Genomic DNA, 20,309 nt, shown 5'->3' with positions numbered 1-20,309 from the left:
TCCCGGTCACCCCGTAAGGTACTCGCGGGCTAAAAGGTACGACCCGGGCCGGTCGTGAGCGTGGCCGGCGAGGTGGTTGTGGAGGTTCACGGTAGCCTCCGCCTCATCGAGCACGACGTTGTAGGCCTCTACCGCATCGTTGTAACCGCCGGCCATCCGGTTGTATTCCGGGACGAGCCGGTTGTACTCCCGGATATTTCCCGATCGGGCGAGCTCCGCCATCTTTGAGTCCAGGGCCGCGAGTTCCTCCCAGTCCGCCTTGAGTTCACGGGTGCGCACGGTAAGTTCCTCTTCGAGTTCCCCGACCCGGTCGCGCGATCCGGAGAGGGCACGCTCGATCGTCTCGATCTCCTCACAGGCTGTGTAAGACCCGGTTCCGTCCCCGACCGGTATCACGAGCGGATCGGAGGAGAGGACCGTCCCGTCCGCGAGCGCCGCAGGCGGGATGCCCGCGTAGCTCCGGTTCGTCGTCTCGATGTAGGCGTAAGAGGTGTTACGGTAGCGGCACCCGGCGCTCTTCACCCCGACGGCCATATGCTCCTCCTCTCCGAAGTAGAGGAGCGCGACCCCGTAGCCTTCCCGTGCGAGGAGCCCGGCGAGGAGGAGGCTCTTGTCGTCGCAATCCCCCTCGCCGTCCACGTAGGTCTCGATCGGGAACTTCGGCTCCACGATCGAGGCGTCGGTCTCATACCGGATCGACTGCACAAACACGGCGATCAGTTCGAGGTAACGGTCGTCGTCGAGTCTCTCCCGGTCCCGGATCTCGCGGAGAGCCGCGAGCAGGTCGGTATAGAAGGATTCCTGGTGGGGGTCGTTCGCGAACGCCAGGTAATAGATCGGGATCCACTCTTCTTCGGGGAGGTCTTTGTAGAGGTAGAGTTGCCGGTCGGCCTCTTTTGCACCGGCGTAGACCGCGAGGTCGGGCTCGATCCGGATCGTCTCCTCCCCGTCACCGAAGGGGAAGGTGTAGACCGGGGCTTCCCCCGGGGCCGCCCCCTCGACCGGCACGATCGCCGGCGGGACGACCTCTCCCCGGCGCTCTCCAAGCCCGGGGAGGCCGCCCAGGCACCCGGCCGCGAGGATCGCGGCGGCGAGGGCGAGCGCGATGAGGATTCGTCGCCGCATAGGATCAGATATACTCCGGGAGGTCCGCGAGCGAGTCGATGACGAGGTCGGGCTCGATGCCTGAAGCACGGACGGCCTCTCCCCGGTACTTGCCGGTCTTCACCAGGATGCCCTTCATGCCGCAGGCCCGGGCGCCGCCGATATCGGTAATGATATCGTCGCCGACCATCGCCGCCTCACGGGGCTCAGCCCCGATCTCCCGGAGCGCATGCAGGAAGAACGCCGGAGAGGGTTTCCCGATCACCTCCGCCTCTTTCCCGGCGGCGTACTCGAGCGCGGTAACGAAGGGCCCGGCGGAGAGCATCAGCCCGTCCGCTCCCATCCAGTACCGGTCCTTCTCGAGCGCGATGAGGTCCGCGCCCTCCATGAGGAGGCGGAACGCCAGGTTCAGGCGCTCGTAGGTGAGACCGTCGGCCGCGTCGGCGACCACGACCGCATCGGCCCCCTCCTCCACGGCTACGATCCCGGCCTCCTTGAAGTCCGTCCGGGCGTCGGGGGTGGTGAGGAGGAAGCACCGGGTCCGGCCCCCTTCCCGCAGGTGTGCGGCGGCAGCGACCGGTGCGGTGACGATCCAGGGTTCCGGGATGGCGTAACCGAGGATCTGCAGGCGTTGGGCAACCGAACGGCGGGAGCGGCGGGTGGTGTTGGAGACGAACCGGTAGGGTATCCCCCGCCGGTCGAGTTCCCGGAGCGCTTCCCCGGCTCCGGCGACCGGTCGATCGCCGACGTAGAGGACGCCGTCGATGTCGATCAGGACTGCTCCGATCTTCATATCTCCCCCTCTGTTGTCCGCGGGAGTATTTATGCGGTGCCCGGGAGGGGCGGCAGATCCGTGAGAACCTCCATGGGGTTGCAGGTATACCGTCCCCGATCCGAAGACCGTCATGAGGAGGGGATGAGAAGATGGATGCATCCGAGCGAATTCTTGTGGACGTGCGATGGAAACTCGCCGTCCGGGAGGTCTCCGCACTGCCGCTTGCCTACCGGAGAGCCATCAGGGACGGCGCCGACGACCAGCTCTACAACGAGGTTGAGCGGGCGGTGTGGGAGGAGCAGGGCCGGGAAGCGGGCGTCATAGCCCGTGCTTTCGGAATGCCGCTCGGGAACGCCCGGGAGGTTGCGGAAGTGTTTTCGGCGGCGACGAGACTGCTCTTCGGGCCGGAATACCGGTACGAGGTCAAAGACCCGGTGCCGGGAGAGGCGCTCCTGACCGTCAGCGGGTGTGGGATGACCGCCCGGGCAGAGGAGCAGGGCGAGAACCCGCTCGTAGCCTGCAATGCCTGCCACGCCTACACGAACGCCGCGATATCCGGCCTGAACCCGAACTACGCCCCTAATTACCGGAGCGCCATCTGCGCCGGCGACGCAGCGTGCTCGATCGCGGTGAAACCTGCACGGTGGGAGTGATGCGGGGACCCCGGTCCACCGTTCACTTTCGCCATGCGGCAGGCAGGTTGAAGGCCGGGAGAATCCAACCCTGGCCGGGAAGATGGCATACCCGTTTGATAGCTGGAGGTCTGCCCCGGGCTTCCGGCCGCCCTTTATCCATAGTTCCGAAGACGAGAGGGCCCGAAGGCTCCGGGACGACCTCGTCGCCGGATACCGGGGCCGGGCGGTCGAGGACGTCTTCTGCGGCCGTGAGATGGCCTGCCCTTCCGGGACGTGCTATGTCGTCGAGTCCCGGACCCCCATGAGCCTTGACGCCCGGGACCCCGATCGGGCGACATCGGCCATTCTCGGCGACCTCACCCTGGTCCGCGGCATCGGCGAAGCGACCCGGCGGCGGCTGGAGGAGCGGGGCTGCCGGACGATCGCCGCTCTCATGGGGCACCCTCGCTACTGCCGGGATGCCGCCCGGCTTCTCGATTCGATAGCGGATACCCGCGATCTCGTGGCGGAGATCGAGCGGCGGCGGCGAAGGAGCGATCCGCTCCTCCTCGAGGCCAGCCGATTTCACGCACCCGAAGATTTCGTCTTCCTCGATATCGAGACGCTGGGGCTCTTCTCGCGGCCGATCATCCTCATCGGCCTTGCCCGGGTGAGCGGCGGGTCGATCACTGTCCGACAGTACCTCTCAAGGTCGGTCGAAGAAGAGGAAGCGGCGCTCGCTGCCGTCCTGCCCGACCTGGAGGCGGAGGGGACGGCCCTCGTCACCTTCAACGGCCGGGCGTTCGACGTCCCCTACATCCGGGATCGGCTCGCCTGCCACGGCATCCCGGCAGACCTCGCCCTTCCCCACTTCGACGTTCTCCACTTCGCACGCAGGCGCTGGAAGGACTCGCTCACCTCCTGCCGGCTTGGTGCGCTGGAGACGGGGGTTCTCGGCGTCGCCCGGGCGGACGACGTCCCGAGCAGGATGGTGCCGGAGTTCTACGAGACCTACCGTCGGACCGGAAGCCCCGGCCCGCTTGTCCCGGTCGTGGAGCATAACCGGCAGGACATCGTCTCGCTTGCCCGGCTCTTCGCCCTTCTCCGGGGGGATGGCGATGGTGGTGCGGCACCCGGCCGGGAGCGGCCTGAAGGGGGCGGCAGGGAGGAAATTATCGAGACAAATCCCCGGGGTGTCGAAACAATCCTTCCTCCGTACCGCGCTCGGCCCGAAAAATGAGTATATTTCTGGATTATATGTTCACCGAACAATAAAAACTCAAACGCCCGGTATCGTGTGTAATCTGTGCTTATTCGCGAATAGGGGGCTAAAGGGGGTGAATCGCAGAGCAAAATGTTTTTAAACGGCGGTTCCAACCTTAGAAATTGCCCCCAATATCTTTTTGCGGTTTGTTCCCGTGTTGTCGTAACCTGCCGTTCAGTCACCTGTAGGGTACGCTCATGCCAGATCCTCCTCTTCGAAGATGAAGACCTCCTCGATGGTGGAGCCGAGTGTCCGGGCCACCTTGTAGGCGAGTTTCAGGGAAGGGTTGTACTTTCCCTTCTCGAGGAAGACGATGGTCTCCCTCCTGACCCCGACCTGTTGCGCCAGTTCCTCCTGGGTGATCCCTGTCTTCGCCCGCAGTTCCCGGATTCGCGTCTTCACCTTGCATCCCCCTTCCGGAAGAGACTCTTTTCGGCGGTGTCTGCCTGCCTCACGCCACGTCCCCCTGCCGGAAGAGGTACCACTGGAAGAGCCGTGCGGAGAGCCCCATCAGCAGGATGGCGGAGAGCAGCACGCTCTCGACCGTGAGGGCGAGCAGCCTGAGGTAGTCCACCCAGAAGAGGATTGCGAGGAAGACGATGGTGAGAAGCCAGGAGTAGGAGATGGCGTATGCCCCGATCTTCTGCGTCCGCTCGTCTTTCTCCGGTTCGTCCCGGAACCTCCAGTACCGAACCACGGCCACCGCGAGGGTCACGAGACCGATCGTCACCAGGATCGAGGAGAGAGCCTCCGTTCCGCCCACGAGGAACGGAAGGAGGATGCCTGCAGCGCTGAGAACCGCTCCCGCTGCAATCTGTATCGCGTATCGTCTCTTCATTACGTCACCTGTTAGGTATATCTAACATGGTGTTAGAATAATATAACGTTGTCGGTGCCGGACGCAGGTTGCGGGGACGGGATGCCGGATCTGCCGTAGATATCCTGCTTCCTCACGCTTCCGGAGAACCGGAAGGGGGACATGCAGCCATTCCCGGGGATGCCCCGGCGGAATCGCCGCGTTTGGGCGTTCACGGTATGCACGGGTTCTCCGGGCAACGGCAGAGCAGGGCAGAAGGGTAGGCCCCTCAATCTCTGATGTCTGTAATTTTTCGAGATTTCTCCAAAAACTTAATTTTGGTTGAGATTCCTTGGGTGGCTGATCATATCCTATCGTGAACAGGGTCGAACCATGAATCGGTTACTGATAGTCTCAAACAGGCTTCCGGTCAGCATATCCCGCAAGAACGGCGATATCCATCTCCAGCGGAGCGTCGGCGGCCTTGCCACCGGGGTCGGTTCGTTTTACAAATCCTACGAGAGTCTCTGGGTCGGGTGGCCCGGCATGAACATCCAGAGGCAGCAGAGCGAAGAGAGAGACCGGATCGTCGATACGCTCAGAAAAGAGCAGTGCCACCCGGTCTTCCTCTCCCCGTACGATATCAGGCACTACTACGACGGGTTCTGCAACAATACCCTCTGGCCGCTCCTCCACTACTTTAACCTCTATGCAGAGTACGACCCGAAGACATGGCAGGTCTACCAGCGGGTGAACGAGAAGTTCTGCGACGCCGTGATGGAGGTGGCCCGGCCCGACGACACCATCTGGGTTCACGACTACCACCTGATGCTCCTCCCGCAGATGCTCCGGGAGCGTCTCCCCGATGCCGAGATCGGCTACTTCCACCACATCCCCTTCCCGTCGTTCGAGGTCTTCCGGCACCTGCCCTGGAGGGACGAGATCCTCGCCGGCCTCCTCGGCGCAGACCTCATCGGGTTCCATACCTACGGCTACGTCCGCCACTTCCTCTCCAGCGTCCGGCGGATCCTCGGTTATGAACACTCCTTCGGGGAGGTCCGGACCGGCACCCGGGTGGTGCGGACCGACCTCTTCCCGATGGGCATCGATTACCACCGGTTCGCCGACTCCGCGGGCAGCGCCCCTGTCCAGAAGGAGATAACCCGGATCCGGCAGAAATACGGGAAGCGCAAGATCATCCTCTCCTTCGATCGCCTGGACTACACGAAGGGGATCCCGCTCCGACTCGAGGCGTTCGACACGCTCCTTGAGAAGAAGCCGGAGTACCAGGGGAAGGTCTCCCTCGTCGTCGTTGCCGTCCCGTCCAGGACAAGCGTCAACAGTTACAAGAGGCTGAAGAAGCGGATCGACGAACTTGTCGGCCGAATCAACGGGAAGTACGGGACGACCGACTGGGTTCCCGTTCGCTACTTCTACAACTTCCTCCCGTTCGAGACGTTGGTGGCGTTCTACAGCGCCGCCGACGTCGCCCTGGTGACGCCGCTCCGGGACGGCATGAACCTGATGGCGAAGGAGTACGTCGCCACGAGGACCGACGGCACGGGCGTCCTCATCCTCTCCGAGATGGCAGGGGCGGCCGAGGAGCTCGGCGAAGCGATCATCGTCAACCCGAACGACCAGGACGCGGTGATCGAGGCGATCGAGACGGCGCTCGCCATGCCGGAGAAGGAGCAGATCGAGCGGAACCGGACGATGCAGAAGAGGTTGATGCGCTACGACATCGAGCACTGGGTCGGCGACTTCCTCGTACGCCTGGGCGACGCCCGGGCGGTCCGGGTCGAACGCTCCGAACAGATCGTCACCCCCGCTATCAGGGACGAACTGATCGCGGATTATAGTGCCGCGAACGACCGTCTCCTCCTCCTCGACTACGACGGCACCCTGGTTCCGTTCGCCTCAAGGCCGCAGAAGGCGGTTCCCGGCGACGTAACACGGGAGGTGCTCACGTCCCTCTCCCGGACGCCCGGAAACGAGGTGGTGGTGATCAGCGGCAGGGACCGGTCCACGCTGGATACCTGGTTCGGGGAGCTGGATATCGGGATCATCGCCGAGCACGGCGTCTGGGTGAAAGAGCGCTCCGGGGAGTGGCGGATGTCTGAGGCACTCTCGGACGAGTGGAAAGGAGAGATCTACCCGCTCCTCGAACTCTATACGGATCGTACGCCCGGCGCCTTCATCGAGGAGAAGGACTACTCCCTCGTCTGGCACTACCGGAGAACCGAGCCTCTGCTCGGGGCGCAGCGGGCGAAAGACCTCAAAGACGACCTCCTGCACCTGACATCGAACCTCAATGTCGGCGTCATGGACGGGAACAAGGTCATCGAGATCAAGAACAACGTCATCAACAAGGGCAGGGCGGCGCTGAACTGGGTCTCCCGGAACGCCTGGGAGTTCATCCTCGCCATCGGGGACGACCGGACGGATGAAGACCTCTTCGAGGCGATGCCGCCGGACGCCTACTCGATCAAGGTCGGGCTTGCTCCGAGCAGGGCCAGGTTCAACCTGGTCGCCCAGCGGGACGTGCTGCCCCTCTTGAAAAAGTGCATCGAGGGCGATAGGGGGTGCGTCTCCGGAAAAAAAGAGAGGCCGGGGAGGGAGAAGAGCGTTATTGAGTCGGCTGCCCCGGGATGACGGACCTGACCGTCAGGAAGACCGGGCCCCGGAGATCCACTTTTTTGTTGTGGTCGGTGATGTACCGCATCGCGTACTCCTCGATCCGCAGGTTGACGTCGGAGGGGAGTTTCGACATCTTCACCTGGACGTGCGTCCCTTCGCCGCACCGTGCCGCCTCCTCGATCCGGGCGGCGGCGAGGCTCGATACCGCGTCGAGGTAGGTTATCCCGGTGGAGACGCCTTCCTGTCGGACCTTCGCCCACTTCTCGATATCCGGGACGCCGAGCACCGAGCCGTCGTGCACGTAGACCTCGTTTGCGCAGGCCGGCCCGCAGAGTTTCGTGTTGGACTCGGGCTCCTCGACGATCACCTCGACCTCTCTTCCGGCGATCTCGCCCTTCCACGCTGTGAATGCGCACGGCCCCGGCGCGGTTGCGTGCTCGGCGGCCACATCACGGATCGCCTCCGCCATCTGCTTTCCGGCCACGGATCTCGGCTCTTCGCGGAGGTGGACGGCGCCGGCGATCTCGCGGTCGGAGATCTCCTGTGGGAAGAACTGCGGGTAGGTGAGCTGGCGGACGTCGTTTGACTGGTAGGCGATCATCGCAAGCCGCTCCACCCCGAGGCCGAGGTTCATCACCGGCACGCCGATCCCATACTCCGCGAGCGCCGAGGGGGAGTAGATCCCGAAGGTGGCGACCTCGACCCAGCCGAGGACCGGGTGACGGGCGTAGACCTCCGTCTGGGTCTCGGGCATGTAGTACTTCGAGCGCTTCTCGTCGGGCTGGAACCGGAACTCGGTAAACCCGAAGGCCGAGAGGAGGGCTTCGCTGATGGCCTTCCCCTCTTCGAGGGTGACGTCCTCGCCCGCAACGACGCAGGAGGCCGAGTGGTAGGTCATCAGGCGGGTGGGCCCCTCCTCCTGCTCCCGCCGGAAGCACCGGTCGATCGAGAAGAGCCGTATCGGGAGATGACGCTTCTCCCAGAGGGAGGAGAGCGTCAGGAACCAGCCGCTCGTCATGTGGCTCCGGAGGGTGTTGCGCGACGACTCGGGTGCGAGTTCCCGGAACTCGGGGAAGACCGCATCCAGGATGTGGACCACGGCGGCGTCGTCGGCCTCGAGGACGGCCGCGAGTTCGTGCGTCAGTTCGTCGCCGTCGATCGTCCCCTTCTTGTAGCCGTGAAGGGTCTCGCGGAGTTTCTCCTCGGTCCCGGGCGAGAGTGCACGGCCGAGGATGGCCTCGATCTCATCAATCTGCTTTCTTGCAATCCCGACGTTCGGCCGGGGCAGCCCGCCGAGGTAGAAGACCCGGTCGAGGACGGCCATGGCCTCGGGGCCGAATTGTCGGTAGATGTCCGATTCTTCGACGATCAGGGGGTTGATCGCCTCGTCAAACCCCATCGCGAGGTAGGTCTCGCGGAGCCGTTGCACGATCTCGAAGATCGGGTGCGGTGTCGCCCGGGTGTACCTCAGCCGGGGGTACCGGCCGGAGACCCCGGCCGGTGTCAGAACCGACGGCCCTTCATGCCAGGCATGCTCGAAGTCCTCTCTCGCTCTCTTTTTGAACGCTTCCACATCAAATCTCATATCTTCTGCTCCAGACAGACGACCCGGCTCACCGGGCTCTCATCCTTGATGGCATAGTCGCAGTGCTCCGTTATTTTCTCGGCGAACGCCCGAATCTCGTGGTGTTCTGGCATTCGGTCCCTCTGCAGTCGATTCCTACTGTACCCCAGATGCATATAACCCTTTACTTCGATGAACCGGGCGCCGGAGTCCTGATAGAGTGCCGCGTAGCGCTCGGGGGAGAAGTCGTTGTAGCCGCGCACCACCGTGGTGCGGACGGCAGACCGGCGTCCCCGGAGTCCGGCGAGGCTCTCCTGTATGCAGTCCCAGTAATCCTCCATCGGCCGGCAGAGGGAGAGATAGGTCTCCCGGTCGGGGGCGTCAAGGGAGACGTAGGTCTGGTAGGGCCGGCACCGGGCGAGAACGTCAGGTCGGGTGCCGTTCGAGACGAGGAAGGTCGTATACCCGTCCGCGCTGAGGGCGTCGACCAGTTCCGGAAGGCGCGAGTAGCAGGTCGGCTCCCCTGAGAGGGATATCGCGACCATGGTGGGGTCGAGGGCCTCCGCAAACTGTCCGGGCTCGACGTAGGGTGAGACCTTGTAGCCCGAGAGGGCCTTCTTCTGGACGCGCCGGAGGTTTGCCACGATCACGTCCGGCGGGCACTCCTCTTCCTCAACGACCTCGTGCTCGAACGACCGCCAGCAGAAGAGGCAGTGCTGGTTGCACTTGAGGGTCGGGGTCATCTGGACGCAGCGGTGGCTCTCGATGCCGTAGAACTGCGCCTTGTAGCACATCTCCCCGCCCTTGAGCGCCCGTTTGTTCCACATGCAGGGTTTCACGGCCGCCGAGGAGTTCGGGGTGATGAACTGGTAGCCCTGCTTCCGCAGAGCCTTACATGCTTCTGAGCGCATCGATCCCGAGAGTCCCAAGCGACTCCTGCAAGGTGTTCCTGACCGCATCCACGAGCGCGAGACGGCTGTTCCGCGTCTCGCCCTCACTCTTCAAGACCGGGTCGTAGTGGTAGAAGGCGTTGAAGAGGTCGGCGAGTTCGCGGGCGTAAGCGGCGAGGAGGTGCGGGCGGAGTTCCTGCACGGTCTGCTCGATGACGGCCGGGAACCGGGCAAGGTGCCGGGCGAGCGCGACCTCGTGGTCGGTCTCAAGCGTGTAGGCCCGCTCGAACTCGCCGGCCTTATCGAGGATGCTGCAGGCCCGGGCGTGGGCGTACTGGATGTAGGGGCCGCTCTGCCGCTCGAAGTCCAGCGCCTCTTTCCAGTCAAAGACCGTGCTCTTCTCGGGAGAGACCTTCACGATGTCGTAGCGGATGGCGGCGATGGCGACCGATTTTGCGATCGAGCACCGTTCCTCCTCGGGGAGTTCCGGCCGGCGGGTGGTCACTTCTTCGAACGCCTTCGCGGCAACCTCCTCGATCAACGCGTCCGCCGAGACGAACTTGCCCGCCCGGGTGCTCATCGAGCCTTCGGGGAGGGAGACGAACTCGAAGAAGACAATCTCGGGCGGCTTCTCGCCGAGGAGTTCGAGGGTGGCCCGGAGCTGGGCGCCGATCAGTTTGTGGTCCGCCCCGAGGACGTCGATCAGCCGGTCGTAGTTGCGCCCTTTCCAGGTGTGGTAGGCGAGGTCCCGGGTGCTGTAGACCGAGGTGCCGTCGCTCCTCCGGAGGATGTACTTCTTCTCGAACCCCTGCGCGGTGAGGTCGACCCAGAGCGTCTCGTCCTCGTGGGCCTGCGGCAGCCGCCGGACCTGCTCGACGATCCGGTCGACATCACCGATCCGGACGAAATCGCTCTCCCAGACGAACCGGTCGTGGTGGGCGTTCAGGGCGGCGAGGGTCGCCTTGATCCCCTTCGCGCAGAGGGAGACGGCTCTCCGGAACTTCGCGACGGTCTCGGCATCGCCGCGCTCCACCTTCTGCATGAGGCGGTCGATCTCTTCGGTTATGCCCGGGTTCTTCTCGATCTCCCGGTTCGCCGCGATGTAGACCCGGGCGACGTAGTGATCCTCCTTCTCGCCGTCTTTGCGGGGGATATCGAGGTGGTCGAACCCCCACGAGACGATGGCGATCTGGCGGCCCATATCATTGAGATAATACTGCACCTCAAGCGGGTGCCCGGCCTTGCGGAACGCCCGGGCAAGGGTGTCGCCGATGACGGTGTTTCTTATGTGGCCAACATGGAGGGGGCCGTTCGGGTTCGCGCTCGTGTGTTCGAGCACGACCCTGCCGGAACGGCGCTGGAGGGCCCCGTAGCCGGGCTCGACCGCCTCCCTGACCGCTTCTCCGAGGAGTGACGGGCCGAACCGGAAGTTGACGTAGGGTCCGGCCGCCTCGACCCGGATGTCCCCAAGGTCAGGGTTCCCCGAGAGTTTCTCCGCGATATCGGCAGCGATCTTCTGGGGAGCCCGCTTCTCAATCTTCGCGAGTTTAAACGCTATCGTGGAGGCGAGATCGGCGTGATCCCCGCCTGTCGTGAGGAGGACGTCCTCCTCGCCGGTGCATGCCCGGAGCATGCGCTCGATCTGGTGGTACTTCTCCTGATACATCATCAGTATCCTGTCCTGTAGCGCAGGATTGCAGCGATCCCGCCGAATGCATTGTAGAGCATCGAACCTTCTTCGAAGTCGTCCGATATGATCTTGACCGTCGTGCTGCTCTGGTCGGCGAGCGCGGTCAGTTCGTCGATGATATCGCTCTCCTCGGCCACGTAGAGCGATGCACCGTCTTTCGGGCAGGTGCCGAAGTCGAGGTCTTTGATGTGTTTGCCCGGCTCGAGGCTGACCGTCTGCTCCTCGGTGTAGTCATCGTTCGGGCAGGCAAGTTTCAGCCGGGCTCGCCGGAGTTTGTCGGAGAGGAGGAGGGTGTCGACGGCGCCGAGCTCCAGGTTCTTCCTGACGCTCTCCTCGCCGTAGGAGGACGCTCCATCGTCCTTCACCAGTTCCTGGAGGAACCGGTTCATCACGTTCTTCTCCTTGATGATGTCGAGGCCTTTCAAGGCATCCGACGCGTTCTCGACGAGTTCGGCCAGCCCCGACTCATTCGTGTAGGAGACGTCGAAGAGCCCGATGATCCGTTTCTGCAACTCGTGGTGGAGGAACCCGCCCGCCTCGAACTCCTCCTTGGTCGGGGTCGGGCCGCCGATCAGCACGCCCTTGAACCGCTCGAAGAAGTCCTTCTCGGCAAGGAAGATATCGCTCGCCCGGTCGCCGATCTTCTTGTAGAACTCGTTGATGGCGATCAGCCGCAACCGCTGGAACCGGACGCTCGACTGACCTCCTTTCCGCTGCTTGCCGGGAACCGTCGAGGTGACACCGTGGACCGGCTCGATCCGGTTGCCCCGCAGGAAGCCGATGTAGGCCTCCCGCCGGTCGAGGACGATCAGGCCGTAGACCTCCTTCTCCCCGAGCATCTGCTGCAGCGGTTCGAGTTCGAACGAAGAACTGCACCGGTACATGTAGGTGTTGAGCGGCTCGGGCGGCTCGATGATCTCACAGTCGAGGTCGGTGCGGTCGCCGCCGATATTGATCGTGCCGCAGAAGACCGCCATGCCGTGCTCCGGCGGGCGCTTATAGTATTTCAGGCGGGAGAGGATGGAGGATATGGCACTCTGGACGTTGGTACGGGTCTGTTTGCTCTTGATGTTCGCACACTGCCCGAACTCGTCGCGGAGCTGGGCGGTCACGTCGTATATCTGCTTGTCCGGAGGTATATAGAGTGTTATCAGCTCGGTGCCGCTCCCCTCCTTCTCCGCAAGCTTCTCGAGCATCTTTTTAAATTCGTAGCGCTTCCGCGCGGTATCCATCTCTTGCGTCTCTTCCATGGAGGTTCACCAGGCTTGCCAAAGGTTGTTCATATATCGAAGCTACTATGTGTTTCTCCGGGGACGGCATAAATCTGCGCACATTCTCCGATCCCTCCCGCACCTTCACCCCAGGCACCGGCAGACCAGGCAGATCGTCTTTGCATCGACGATCCTCCCGTCCTCGATCATCGCCTTTACGTCCCCGACGGGGACGCGGACGACTTCGATCACCTCGTCGTCGTCCATCTGGTAGTCGGAGCACGGGGAGAGCCCCTCTGCGAGGTAGAGCCAGATCCGCTCGTCGGTGTAGCCGGGAGAGGGGTAGATCCAGCCTTTCGGGACGAAAGTCTCGGCTTTCATCCCGGTCTCCTCGATCAGTTCCCGGTATGCGGTCTCGTGCGGCTCCTCACCCTCGTCGAGGGTGCCTGCCGGCGCCTCATAGATGTAGTCGTCGACGGCGAACCGGTACTGGCGGAGGAGGTAGCAGTCGTCCCCCTCGACCGGGAGGATCGCGACCGCGCCGCCGGGACGGACGACGATCCGCTCCTTCTTCGTGCCGTTCGGGAGGGTGAACTCCCTCGTCTCGATACTGAGCCTCTTGCCCCGGTAGATCTCCACCATCACACCTCGTACTCGATCGGGTCTTCGAGCCCGAGTTCGCGGAACGCCTCCCGCCGGTAGTGGCAGGAGGAGCAGACCCCGCAGGCCCGATCGTTCTTCTGGTAGCACGACCAGGTCAGTTCGTAGGGGACGCCGAGCGCGAGCCCCGTCCTGACGATATCCACCTTCGACATCCGGACGAACGGCGTCATCAGGGTGATCCGCGGATCCGCCGCCGTGCCGAGGTCGACCGCCCGCTGAAACGCCTCGATGAACTCCGGCCGGCAGTCAGGATAACCCGGGTAGTCGGCGGTCTGGACGCCGATGAATATCGCCTCCGCCCGGCGGGCTTCCGCGAGGCTGGTCGCGATGGCGAGGAGGTTGGCGTTGCGGAAGGGCACATACGTGCTCGGGACGCTCTCTTCCTCGCCGGCATACTCCTCGACCGGTATCGAGGTATCCGTCAGGCTCGATGCCCCGATTGCTCTGAAGTATTCGAGGCCGATCTCGACGAAGTCGAGCGCATCGAGTCTTTTCGCGACGGCGCGGGCGCACTCCCGCTCTTTTTCCTCCGTCCGCTGGCCGTAGGTGAAGTGGAGCGCGATGATATCGTAGCCCATATCCTTCGCGACGTAGGCGAGCGTGGTGGAGTCCATGCCGCCCGAGAGAAGGCATACCGCTCTCTTCATTTTACCCCCAGGATCTTGTGGAGCTGCACCTGGAACCTCACCGGGAGGTTCTCCTCGACGATGTAGTCCGCGACGGCACGGTAGTCGGAACCCTCCACCGGCGAGATGAAGACTTCGCCCCGGATCTCGTAGCGTGCTGTCACCGCCCGGGCGTAGAGGAGGTCGTCTTCGTCCGCCACCACGAACTTGACGCAGTCGCGCGGGGTGATGTAGGGAAGGAGCGAGAGATCGCTCTTCTCTCCGGACGAGGGGCATTTCACGTCCATGCAGATGGAGGCATAAGCCTGCATCTCGCGGAAGTCGCAGGTGCCGTTCGTCTCGATCTCGACGGTATACCCGTGCAGGCGGAACTTTTCGAGGAGTTTGAGCACCTCCTCCCGCTGCAGGAGCGGCTCCCCGCCGGTGATGCAGATATGCGTCCCGCGGAGCAGCCAGACCCGGTCGAGGATCTGCGCAACACTCATCTCTTCCCTGCCTTCATAGGCGTAAGGGGTGTCGCACCAGGCGCACCTGAGGTTGCACCCGGCGAGCCGGACGAACGTGCAGGGCCGGCCCTGGTTCTTCCCCTCCCCCTGGAGGCTCCGGAAAATCTCACTGACGATCATAGGTGCGCTCTGCGTAGCAGGTCGTCGACTCCCAGACCCGGATCTTCGCGACGCGAGCGTCGTGTCCCTGCCGCGCGGCCTCGGCGTCGATCATCTCCGCTAGCAGCCCTGCGAGGTGCTCGCTTGTCGGGTCGCCATCGGTGGTGACGACCGGGTGGAACTCCTCGATGCACGCCGCCATGGGGTCGTCCCTGTTCAGGATCACCTGGTGGTCGAACCGCCCGACGACCTCTTTGATGCAGTTGTAGTCGAGCACAATCCCCGTGCGTCCATCGGTCGCCCCTTCGATCCAGACTTCCACGCGCCACTGGTGGCCGTGCAGCCGGAAACACTTCCCCCGGTAATGGATCAGGCGGTGGGTCGCCTCGAAAAAAACCTCTTTGTATATCCGGGTTGTCATCAATGAAGGTTGCCCGCCAGGATATAATATTATATCAGCTCCCGATCAAATAGTTAAGGCGGAAGATCGGCGTGCAAGCGGGTTCCACAATATATAAATCCGCAACGCGCGTTGCTTTATAGCACACCAGGAGTTGCTCCTATCCACAAATTCAACTAGTTCGAGGGTATTCGATGGGAAATGGAAAATTTGCAGCCCGAAAACTGAAGCGCGACGCAAATAATAACCGGTGGCATGACACCAACTACGCGCGTCGTCAGCTCGGGCTCGATGTAAAAGCTGACCCCCTTGAGGGAGCGCCGCAGGGTCGCGGGATCGTTCTCGAGAAGGTGGGTGTCGAGGCAAAGCAGCCGAACTCTGCGATCAGGAAGTGCGTCCGCGTACAGCTGATCAAGAACGGTCGTCAGGTAACCGCGTTCGCCGTCGGCGACGGTGCCATCAACTTCATCGACGAGCACGATGAAGTCGAGATCGAGGGCATCGGCGGCAGACTGGGCAGGTCGAAAGGTGATATCCCCGGCGTCCGGTTCGTCGTGACCAAGGTGAACAACGTCAGCCTGCACGAGATGGTCGTGGGCCGCAAGGAGAAGCCGCGGAGGTAAGTGGTATGGTAGAAGCAGCAGAAGCGGGGGCAGGGGCACAGCAACTCCTCTTCAACCGCTGGGACATGAGCGAGGTGGAGATCCAGGATCCGAGCCTTGCCCGCTACGTGAACCTGCACACGATGATCGTGCCGCACTCCTGTGGCAAGCTCGTCGGCCAGCAGTTCAACAAGAGCAACATGCTGATCGTCGAGCGGCTGATCAACAAGATAATGCAGACCGAGAACAACACCGGCAAGAAGGAACTCGCCATCCGCATCGTCCGGGACGCCTTCGAGATCATCAACAAGAAGACGAAGAAGAACCCGGTCCAGGTGCTGGTGGACGCAGTCGCGAACACCGGGCCCCGCGAGGAGACCGTCCGGCTGAAGTACGGCGGCATCAACGTCCCGAAGTCGGTCGATACCGCTCCCCAGCGCCGTGTCGACACCGCGCTCCGGTTCATCACCGCCGGTGTCCTGCAGGCGAGCCACAAGAAGAAGAAGAGCGTGAGCGAAGCGCTTGCCGAAGAACTGATTGCAGCCGCGAACGGCGACACCCGTTCCTACGCCGTCTCGAAGAAAGAAGAAAGAGAGCGTATCGCAAAGGCTGCTCGCTAATACCCTTTATTTTTTTGGTGAAACATGACCCGACGAAAGAAGATGGTAGAGCGGGTGACGGAGCTGATGGACAAGCCGGAGCACATCCGGAACATCGGTATCGTCGCCCACATCGATCACGGAAAGACAACACTCTCAGACAACCTGCTCGCCGGCGCGGGCATGATCAGTGAGGAGCTTGCCGGCCGGCAGCTCTTCATGGACTCCGACGAGGAGGAACAGGCACGCGGTATCACCATCGATGCGAGCAACGTCTCGATGGTTCACGAGTACGGCGGGGAAGAGTATCTCATCAACATGATCGATACCCCCGGCCACGTGGATTTCGGCGGTGACGTGACCCGCGCCATGCGTGCGGTGGACGGCGCCGTCGTTGTGGTGGACGCGGTCGAAGGCACCATGCCCCAGACGGAGACGGTGCTCCGGCAGGCCCTCAAAGAGGGTGTCCGCCCGGTTCTCTTCATCAACAAGGTCGACCGGCTGGTCAACGAACTCAAGGTGGACGAGCAGGAGATGCAGATCCGCCTTGCGAAGGTGATCGACAAGGTCAACAAGTTGATCAAGGGCATGAACGAGAAGATGTACAACGAGGGCTGGAAGCTCGATGCCGCGAAGGGCACCGTCTCCTTCGGCTCCGCGCTCTACAACTGGGCCGTCTCCGTCCCCTTCATGAAGAAGAGCGGGGTCTCGTTCAAGGACGTCTTTGAGAAGTGCAACTCCGGCGACATGAAGTGGCTGGCAAAGAACAGCCCGCTGCACGCCGTCCTCCTCGACATGGTGGTCAAACATCTGCCGAACCCCCTTCAGGCCCAGGACCGGCGTACCCATATCATCTGGCACGGGGACTACAACACCGCCGAGGGCAAGGCCATGGTCGCCTGCGACCCGAACGGACCTGTCTGCATGATGGTCACCGATATCTCGTTCGACCCGCACGCGGGCGAGGTCGCCACCGGCCGTCTCTTCTCGGGGACGCTCCGCCGGGGCACCGAGTGCTACATCATAGGTGCGGCGAAGCGCGCGAACCGTCTCGCTCAGGTCGGCATCTTCATGGGTGCCGAGCGGATCGAGGTGGACGAGCTGGCCGCCGGTAACATCGCCGCCGTGACGGGCTTAAAAGACGCCATCGTCGGTTCGACCGTCACGACGCTCATTGAGATGACTCCCTTCGAGTCGCTGAAGCACTACTCGGAGCCGGTCATGACCGTCGCCGTCGAGGCGAAGAGCATGAAGGATCTCCCGAAACTCGTCGAGGTTCTCCGCCAGGTGGCGAAGGAGGACCCGACGGTGCAGGTCTCGATCAACGAGGAGACCGGCGAGCACCTGATCAGCGGCATGGGCGAGCTCCATCTCGAGATCATCACCGGCCGTATCAAGCGCGACAAGGGCGTCGAGATCATCACCTCTCCGCCGATCGTCGTCTACCGCGAGACGGCCACGGGCACTGCAGGCCCGGTCGAAGGAAAGTCGCCGAACCGCCACAACCGGTTCTATATCGAGCTCGAACCGATGGACCCCGCGATCGTGAAACTGATCCAGGAGGGCGAGGTCTCGATGCACCAGCAGGCGGTCGAGCGGCGTGACATTCTCGCTGCTGCCGGCATGGACAAGGAGGAGGCCAAGAACATCAAGGCGATCGAGGGCAGCAACATGTTCATCGACATGACGAAGGGTATCCAGTACCTCAACGAGACGATGGAACTGGTCCTCGACGGATGGCGCGAAGCGCTCCGCGGCGGCCCGCTCGCCGACGAGCTGGTCCAGAACCTGAAGATCCGGCTGGTGGACGTGAAACTCCACGAGGACGCCATCCACCGTGGTCCCGCGCAGGTCATCCCGGCGGTCAGGAGCGCCGTCAAGGCAGGCATCCTGATGGCCGGCGACTCGCTCCTCGAACCGATCCAGAAGATCCAGATCACCGTCCCGAGCGACCAGATGGGTGCAGCAACCTCGCAGATCCAGGGTCGGCGCGGTCAGGTCTTCGACATGCTGAGTGAAGGCGACACGATGACGATCGTCGGCAGGGCCCCGGTCGCCGAACTCTTCGGGTTTGCCGGAGATATCCGGTCCGCCACCGAAGGCCGTGCGATGTGGAGCACCGAGTTCGCCGGGTTCGAACTGGTCCCCTCCGGTATCGTGAACGACGTGGTTAAGGCTATCCGCAAGCGCAAGGGCTTGAAGGAACAGCTCCCGCGTCCGGACGACTACCTGGCGTAATCACCTCCCCGATACCCTCCCATTTTTGTTTTTCGTCCCTGCGAGCGGATGCCTCCGGCCGATGCCTGCCGGGTCCGTCTTGCGATACAGAGAGCGTGGCGCCGGATGTCCTGAAGCGAGGGGTTGTAGTGAGGAACCCCTCGTATCCGGGACAGCCTCACGGCATGCCCCGCCCGGTCCCCGTCACAGGAGGAACGGTGTCTGGGTTGGTTCGAGGGTTACGAAGGTCACCGGCGGGAAGGTTCTCGGCGGCAGGGTTCTTGTGGGCGTCAGGGTCTCCGTCAGGTCATCGGGCGGCATGGTCACCGTTGCTTCAGGCGTCGGTGTGGCTGTCGCCGTCGGAGTAGCCGTCGGCGTTGCAGCTGTCGGACGGGTGGTTGCACCGGGCACTCCGGGCACTCCGGGCACTCCGGGCACTCCGGGCGAGGTGGGAGTCAGGCCCGGCCCCGGCGCGGAGGGGGGAGACGGCGCAGACGGTGCGGACGGCGCCCCCTCATCGGGGGTCCAGGCGTAGATGTCCCAGTTGCCGTTCCGGTAGTCGTTCCAGACGACCATGCTCTCCGTGACGGCGGGAGTCATCTGCGCGCTCTCGTTATCCGTGATCCGGTTCTCCTGTCCGGTAGCGAGGTCGTAGAGGTAGATATCCCAGTTGCCGTTCCGGTCGTCCTGCCAGACGATCCAGTCTCCGGCGATGGCGGGATTGACCTCATAACCGGATCCGTTCGTGATCTGCCTCTCCTCCCCTGCGGCCAGGTCGTAGAGGTAGATGTCCCGGTTCCCGCTCCGGTTGTCCTCCCAGACGATCCGGTCGCCGCTCATCCCCATCCCGGCGGGGAGCGCTGCGGCGAACTGGTCTGTCTCCGGCGGTGAGAGCGCGCGTTCGCTCTCCCCGGTCAGGTTGTAGAGGTAGACATCGTAGTCCCCGGTTCGGTTGTCGGACCAGAGGATGCGGTCGGCAAGGACCGTTGAATAGACCTGGTCGACTGTGGCGTTGGTGACCCGGTGCTCCGCGGCCGTTGCGACACCGGCGAGAAGGGCGAGGGCGATCAGGGCCACCGCCGGTGCATAGAGGTTACATCCGTTCATCGTTAGAGCCTCCCGGAACCCCCTCTCGCCGCTCCTCCTGAGCACCGGCCGGGCAGGTTCCCTTCATTCACGGAGAAAGTGCTCACCCATCTTGCAAACACCTGCAGTGTCCCTATATCGGCACCGATTCGATGAGAGGGACGTCTCGCGAGAAATGGTGACCGGGCGGTGCCGGGATCCTGCACGGGTGATCCTTCCTCGGGTGGGGAAGTAGGGATGGTTGTATATAATACCGACCTGCAGCCGGGAGAGGCGTCCCCTATGAACGGTTGCGAGGCTGACCGGCAGCCCGTTTTACCGGTCGGGGAGGTCCGCGGTGCCTCCCCAAACGATATCGTGGAGTCTGTCTACCGTTTCTGCGCTGCGCCAAGCAGTCCGGCGAGAGCGATCGCGGCGATCGCGATCAGTCCCGGGAGCGGCGCCCGGGTCGGTTCCTGCGTGGTCGTGGCCGTCGATGTCTCCGAGGGCGTCTCCGTGACCTCGGCAGCGGTCTCTGTGGCCGTGGGAGGCGGAGCGTGGACGAACACGATGCTGTTCTCGTGAATCAGGCCGTCTTCCTTACTATACGGAAAATATCGCCCGTAATACCCTTTGAACGTATAGACGTTGATCGTGAAGTAGCTGTCCTTCGGGACGCCGATAACCCGCCTGATCGATTTTGCAGGGTTGTCGTCCTGGTACTTCCGGAGTTCCGTGATCGGGTTGAACGAATCCGCTTTGCGGAGCCCTATGAGGTCGAGGACGATCGGTTCGGCCTCCACCTCGATCGTATCGCCGGGCTGCACCAATCGTGTACCGGTCTCCTGTGCGGCTGCCGGGACGACGAGCGCCAGGGAAAGGACTACGAGGATCACGAGGAGATGTCGGGATGTCGATTTCTCATACGCCATGGTTCCAGACTCGTTTTTACGATATATATGCATATTGAAAGTTGCCGGAGACAGC

The 20,309-nt window shown here is 63.1% G+C and carries 20 protein-coding genes; 6 read left to right on the top strand and 14 right to left on the bottom strand.

Features of this window, described 5'->3' with window-relative positions:
* Nucleotides 1-6: 6 nt before the first annotated feature.
* Entirely contained in the window at nucleotides 7-1,125 is a 1,119-nt protein-coding gene (locus MchiMG62_RS12940) for a hypothetical protein (RefSeq protein WP_221057315.1), read from the bottom strand.
* A 4-nt stretch (nucleotides 1,126-1,129) separates the two neighbouring features.
* On the bottom strand, nucleotides 1,130-1,897 hold the full coding sequence (locus MchiMG62_RS12935; protein WP_221057314.1) for a TIGR01458 family HAD-type hydrolase: 768 nt from the start codon (nucleotides 1,895-1,897) through the stop codon (nucleotides 1,130-1,132).
* Between the two features lie 131 nt (nucleotides 1,898-2,028).
* Here MchiMG62_RS12935 and MchiMG62_RS12930 point away from each other — a divergent pair, with 131 nt between their 5' ends.
* Together MchiMG62_RS12930 and MchiMG62_RS12925 are read left to right on the top strand one after the other, a co-directional pair.
* Nucleotides 2,029-2,532 (top strand): hypothetical protein, encoded by a 504-nt coding sequence (locus MchiMG62_RS12930; RefSeq protein WP_054847745.1) that lies wholly within the window; start codon nucleotides 2,029-2,031, stop codon nucleotides 2,530-2,532.
* 82 nt (nucleotides 2,533-2,614) lie between these two features.
* Nucleotides 2,615-3,733 (top strand): ribonuclease H-like domain-containing protein, encoded by a 1,119-nt coding sequence (locus MchiMG62_RS12925; RefSeq protein WP_221057313.1) that lies wholly within the window; start codon nucleotides 2,615-2,617, stop codon nucleotides 3,731-3,733.
* A 219-nt stretch (nucleotides 3,734-3,952) separates the two neighbouring features.
* On the opposite strand, the gene relB is transcribed toward MchiMG62_RS12925, so the two are convergent.
* Nucleotides 3,953-4,159, bottom strand: coding sequence for a type II toxin-antitoxin system RelB family anti-toxin (relB, locus tag MchiMG62_RS12920; protein ID WP_054847743.1), 207 nt, complete (start codon nucleotides 4,157-4,159; stop codon nucleotides 3,953-3,955).
* A gap of 49 nt (nucleotides 4,160-4,208) precedes the next feature.
* Nucleotides 4,209-4,595, bottom strand: a complete 387-nt coding sequence (locus MchiMG62_RS12915; protein ID WP_054847742.1) for a hypothetical protein — start codon at nucleotides 4,593-4,595, stop codon at nucleotides 4,209-4,211.
* A gap of 351 nt (nucleotides 4,596-4,946) precedes the next feature.
* Here MchiMG62_RS12915 and MchiMG62_RS12910 point away from each other — a divergent pair, with 351 nt between their 5' ends.
* Nucleotides 4,947-7,205: a bifunctional alpha,alpha-trehalose-phosphate synthase (UDP-forming)/trehalose-phosphatase gene (locus MchiMG62_RS12910; protein ID WP_221057312.1), complete on the top strand. Its 2,259-nt coding sequence runs from the start codon at nucleotides 4,947-4,949 to the stop codon at nucleotides 7,203-7,205.
* Here the strand turns inward: MchiMG62_RS12910 and sepS are convergent.
* The 8 genes from sepS to MchiMG62_RS12870 all read right to left on the bottom strand — a co-directional run bounded on the left by sepS (nucleotide 7,180) and on the right by MchiMG62_RS12870 (nucleotide 14,860).
* Nucleotides 7,180-8,775, bottom strand: coding sequence for an O-phosphoserine--tRNA ligase (gene sepS, locus MchiMG62_RS12905; RefSeq protein WP_221057311.1), 1,596 nt, complete (start codon nucleotides 8,773-8,775; stop codon nucleotides 7,180-7,182). The genes MchiMG62_RS12910 and sepS overlap by 26 nt on opposite strands.
* On the bottom strand, nucleotides 8,772-9,665 hold the full coding sequence (gene twy1, locus MchiMG62_RS12900) for a 4-demethylwyosine synthase TYW1 (protein ID WP_221057310.1): 894 nt from the start codon (nucleotides 9,663-9,665) through the stop codon (nucleotides 8,772-8,774). The genes sepS and twy1 overlap by 4 nt, the downstream gene beginning before the upstream one ends.
* The gene (argS, locus tag MchiMG62_RS12895; RefSeq protein ID WP_221058790.1) at nucleotides 9,646-11,310 is read right to left on the bottom strand and encodes an arginine--tRNA ligase; all 1,665 of its coding nucleotides are present in this window, start codon (nucleotides 11,308-11,310) and stop codon (nucleotides 9,646-9,648) included. The genes twy1 and argS overlap by 20 nt, the downstream gene beginning before the upstream one ends.
* Before the next feature lie 2 nt (nucleotides 11,311-11,312).
* Nucleotides 11,313-12,584, bottom strand: coding sequence for a peptide chain release factor aRF-1 (prf1, locus tag MchiMG62_RS12890; protein ID WP_221057309.1), 1,272 nt, complete (start codon nucleotides 12,582-12,584; stop codon nucleotides 11,313-11,315).
* Between the two features lie 105 nt (nucleotides 12,585-12,689).
* A complete protein-coding gene (locus tag MchiMG62_RS12885; RefSeq protein WP_221057308.1) occupies nucleotides 12,690-13,187 on the bottom strand; it encodes an NUDIX hydrolase in 498 nt (165 codons plus the stop codon).
* A complete protein-coding gene (gene queC, locus MchiMG62_RS12880) occupies nucleotides 13,187-13,855 on the bottom strand; it encodes a 7-cyano-7-deazaguanine synthase QueC (protein WP_221057307.1) in 669 nt (222 codons plus the stop codon). The genes MchiMG62_RS12885 and queC overlap by 1 nt, the downstream gene beginning before the upstream one ends.
* Nucleotides 13,852-14,460, bottom strand: coding sequence for a 7-carboxy-7-deazaguanine synthase QueE (locus MchiMG62_RS12875; RefSeq protein WP_221057306.1), 609 nt, complete (start codon nucleotides 14,458-14,460; stop codon nucleotides 13,852-13,854). Before MchiMG62_RS12875 ends, queC begins: the two co-directional genes overlap by 4 nt.
* Nucleotides 14,447-14,860 (bottom strand): 6-pyruvoyl trahydropterin synthase family protein, encoded by a 414-nt coding sequence (locus tag MchiMG62_RS12870; RefSeq protein WP_221057305.1) that lies wholly within the window; start codon nucleotides 14,858-14,860, stop codon nucleotides 14,447-14,449. The genes MchiMG62_RS12875 and MchiMG62_RS12870 overlap by 14 nt, the downstream gene beginning before the upstream one ends.
* A gap of 173 nt (nucleotides 14,861-15,033) precedes the next feature.
* Between MchiMG62_RS12870 and MchiMG62_RS12865 the strand changes: the two genes are divergently transcribed.
* The 3 genes from MchiMG62_RS12865 to MchiMG62_RS12855 are packed head-to-tail and all read left to right on the top strand — an operon-like array spanning nucleotide 15,034 to nucleotide 18,278.
* The gene (locus MchiMG62_RS12865) at nucleotides 15,034-15,462 is read left to right on the top strand and encodes a 30S ribosomal protein S12 (RefSeq protein WP_074370140.1); all 429 of its coding nucleotides are present in this window, start codon (nucleotides 15,034-15,036) and stop codon (nucleotides 15,460-15,462) included.
* 5 nt (nucleotides 15,463-15,467) lie between these two features.
* Nucleotides 15,468-16,061 carry a 30S ribosomal protein S7 gene (locus MchiMG62_RS12860; RefSeq protein ID WP_221057304.1) on the top strand — a complete coding sequence of 198 codons (594 nt, stop codon included), beginning with the start codon at nucleotides 15,468-15,470 and terminating at the stop codon, nucleotides 16,059-16,061.
* A 24-nt stretch (nucleotides 16,062-16,085) separates the two neighbouring features.
* Nucleotides 16,086-18,278: an elongation factor EF-2 gene (locus tag MchiMG62_RS12855; RefSeq protein WP_221057303.1), complete on the top strand. Its 2,193-nt coding sequence runs from the start codon at nucleotides 16,086-16,088 to the stop codon at nucleotides 18,276-18,278.
* A gap of 183 nt (nucleotides 18,279-18,461) precedes the next feature.
* Here MchiMG62_RS12855 and MchiMG62_RS12850 read toward each other — a convergent pair whose 3' ends face one another.
* Both MchiMG62_RS12850 and MchiMG62_RS12845 read right to left on the bottom strand, forming a co-directional pair.
* Nucleotides 18,462-19,364 carry a hypothetical protein gene (locus tag MchiMG62_RS12850; protein ID WP_221057302.1) on the bottom strand — a complete coding sequence of 301 codons (903 nt, stop codon included), beginning with the start codon at nucleotides 19,362-19,364 and terminating at the stop codon, nucleotides 18,462-18,464.
* Nucleotides 19,365-19,711: 347 nt separating this feature from the next.
* The gene (locus tag MchiMG62_RS12845) at nucleotides 19,712-20,254 is read right to left on the bottom strand and encodes a hypothetical protein (protein WP_054847736.1); all 543 of its coding nucleotides are present in this window, start codon (nucleotides 20,252-20,254) and stop codon (nucleotides 19,712-19,714) included.
* Between the last annotated feature and the right edge of the window lie 55 nt (nucleotides 20,255-20,309).

Origin of the sequence: Methanoculleus chikugoensis, from assembly GCF_019669965.1 — an archaeon.
GTDB classification, from domain to species: Archaea; Halobacteriota; Methanomicrobia; order Methanomicrobiales; family Methanoculleaceae; genus Methanoculleus; species Methanoculleus chikugoensis.
Note: the sequence above shows the minus strand (reverse complement) of the source record. Positions and strands in the feature narration are given on the sequence as shown.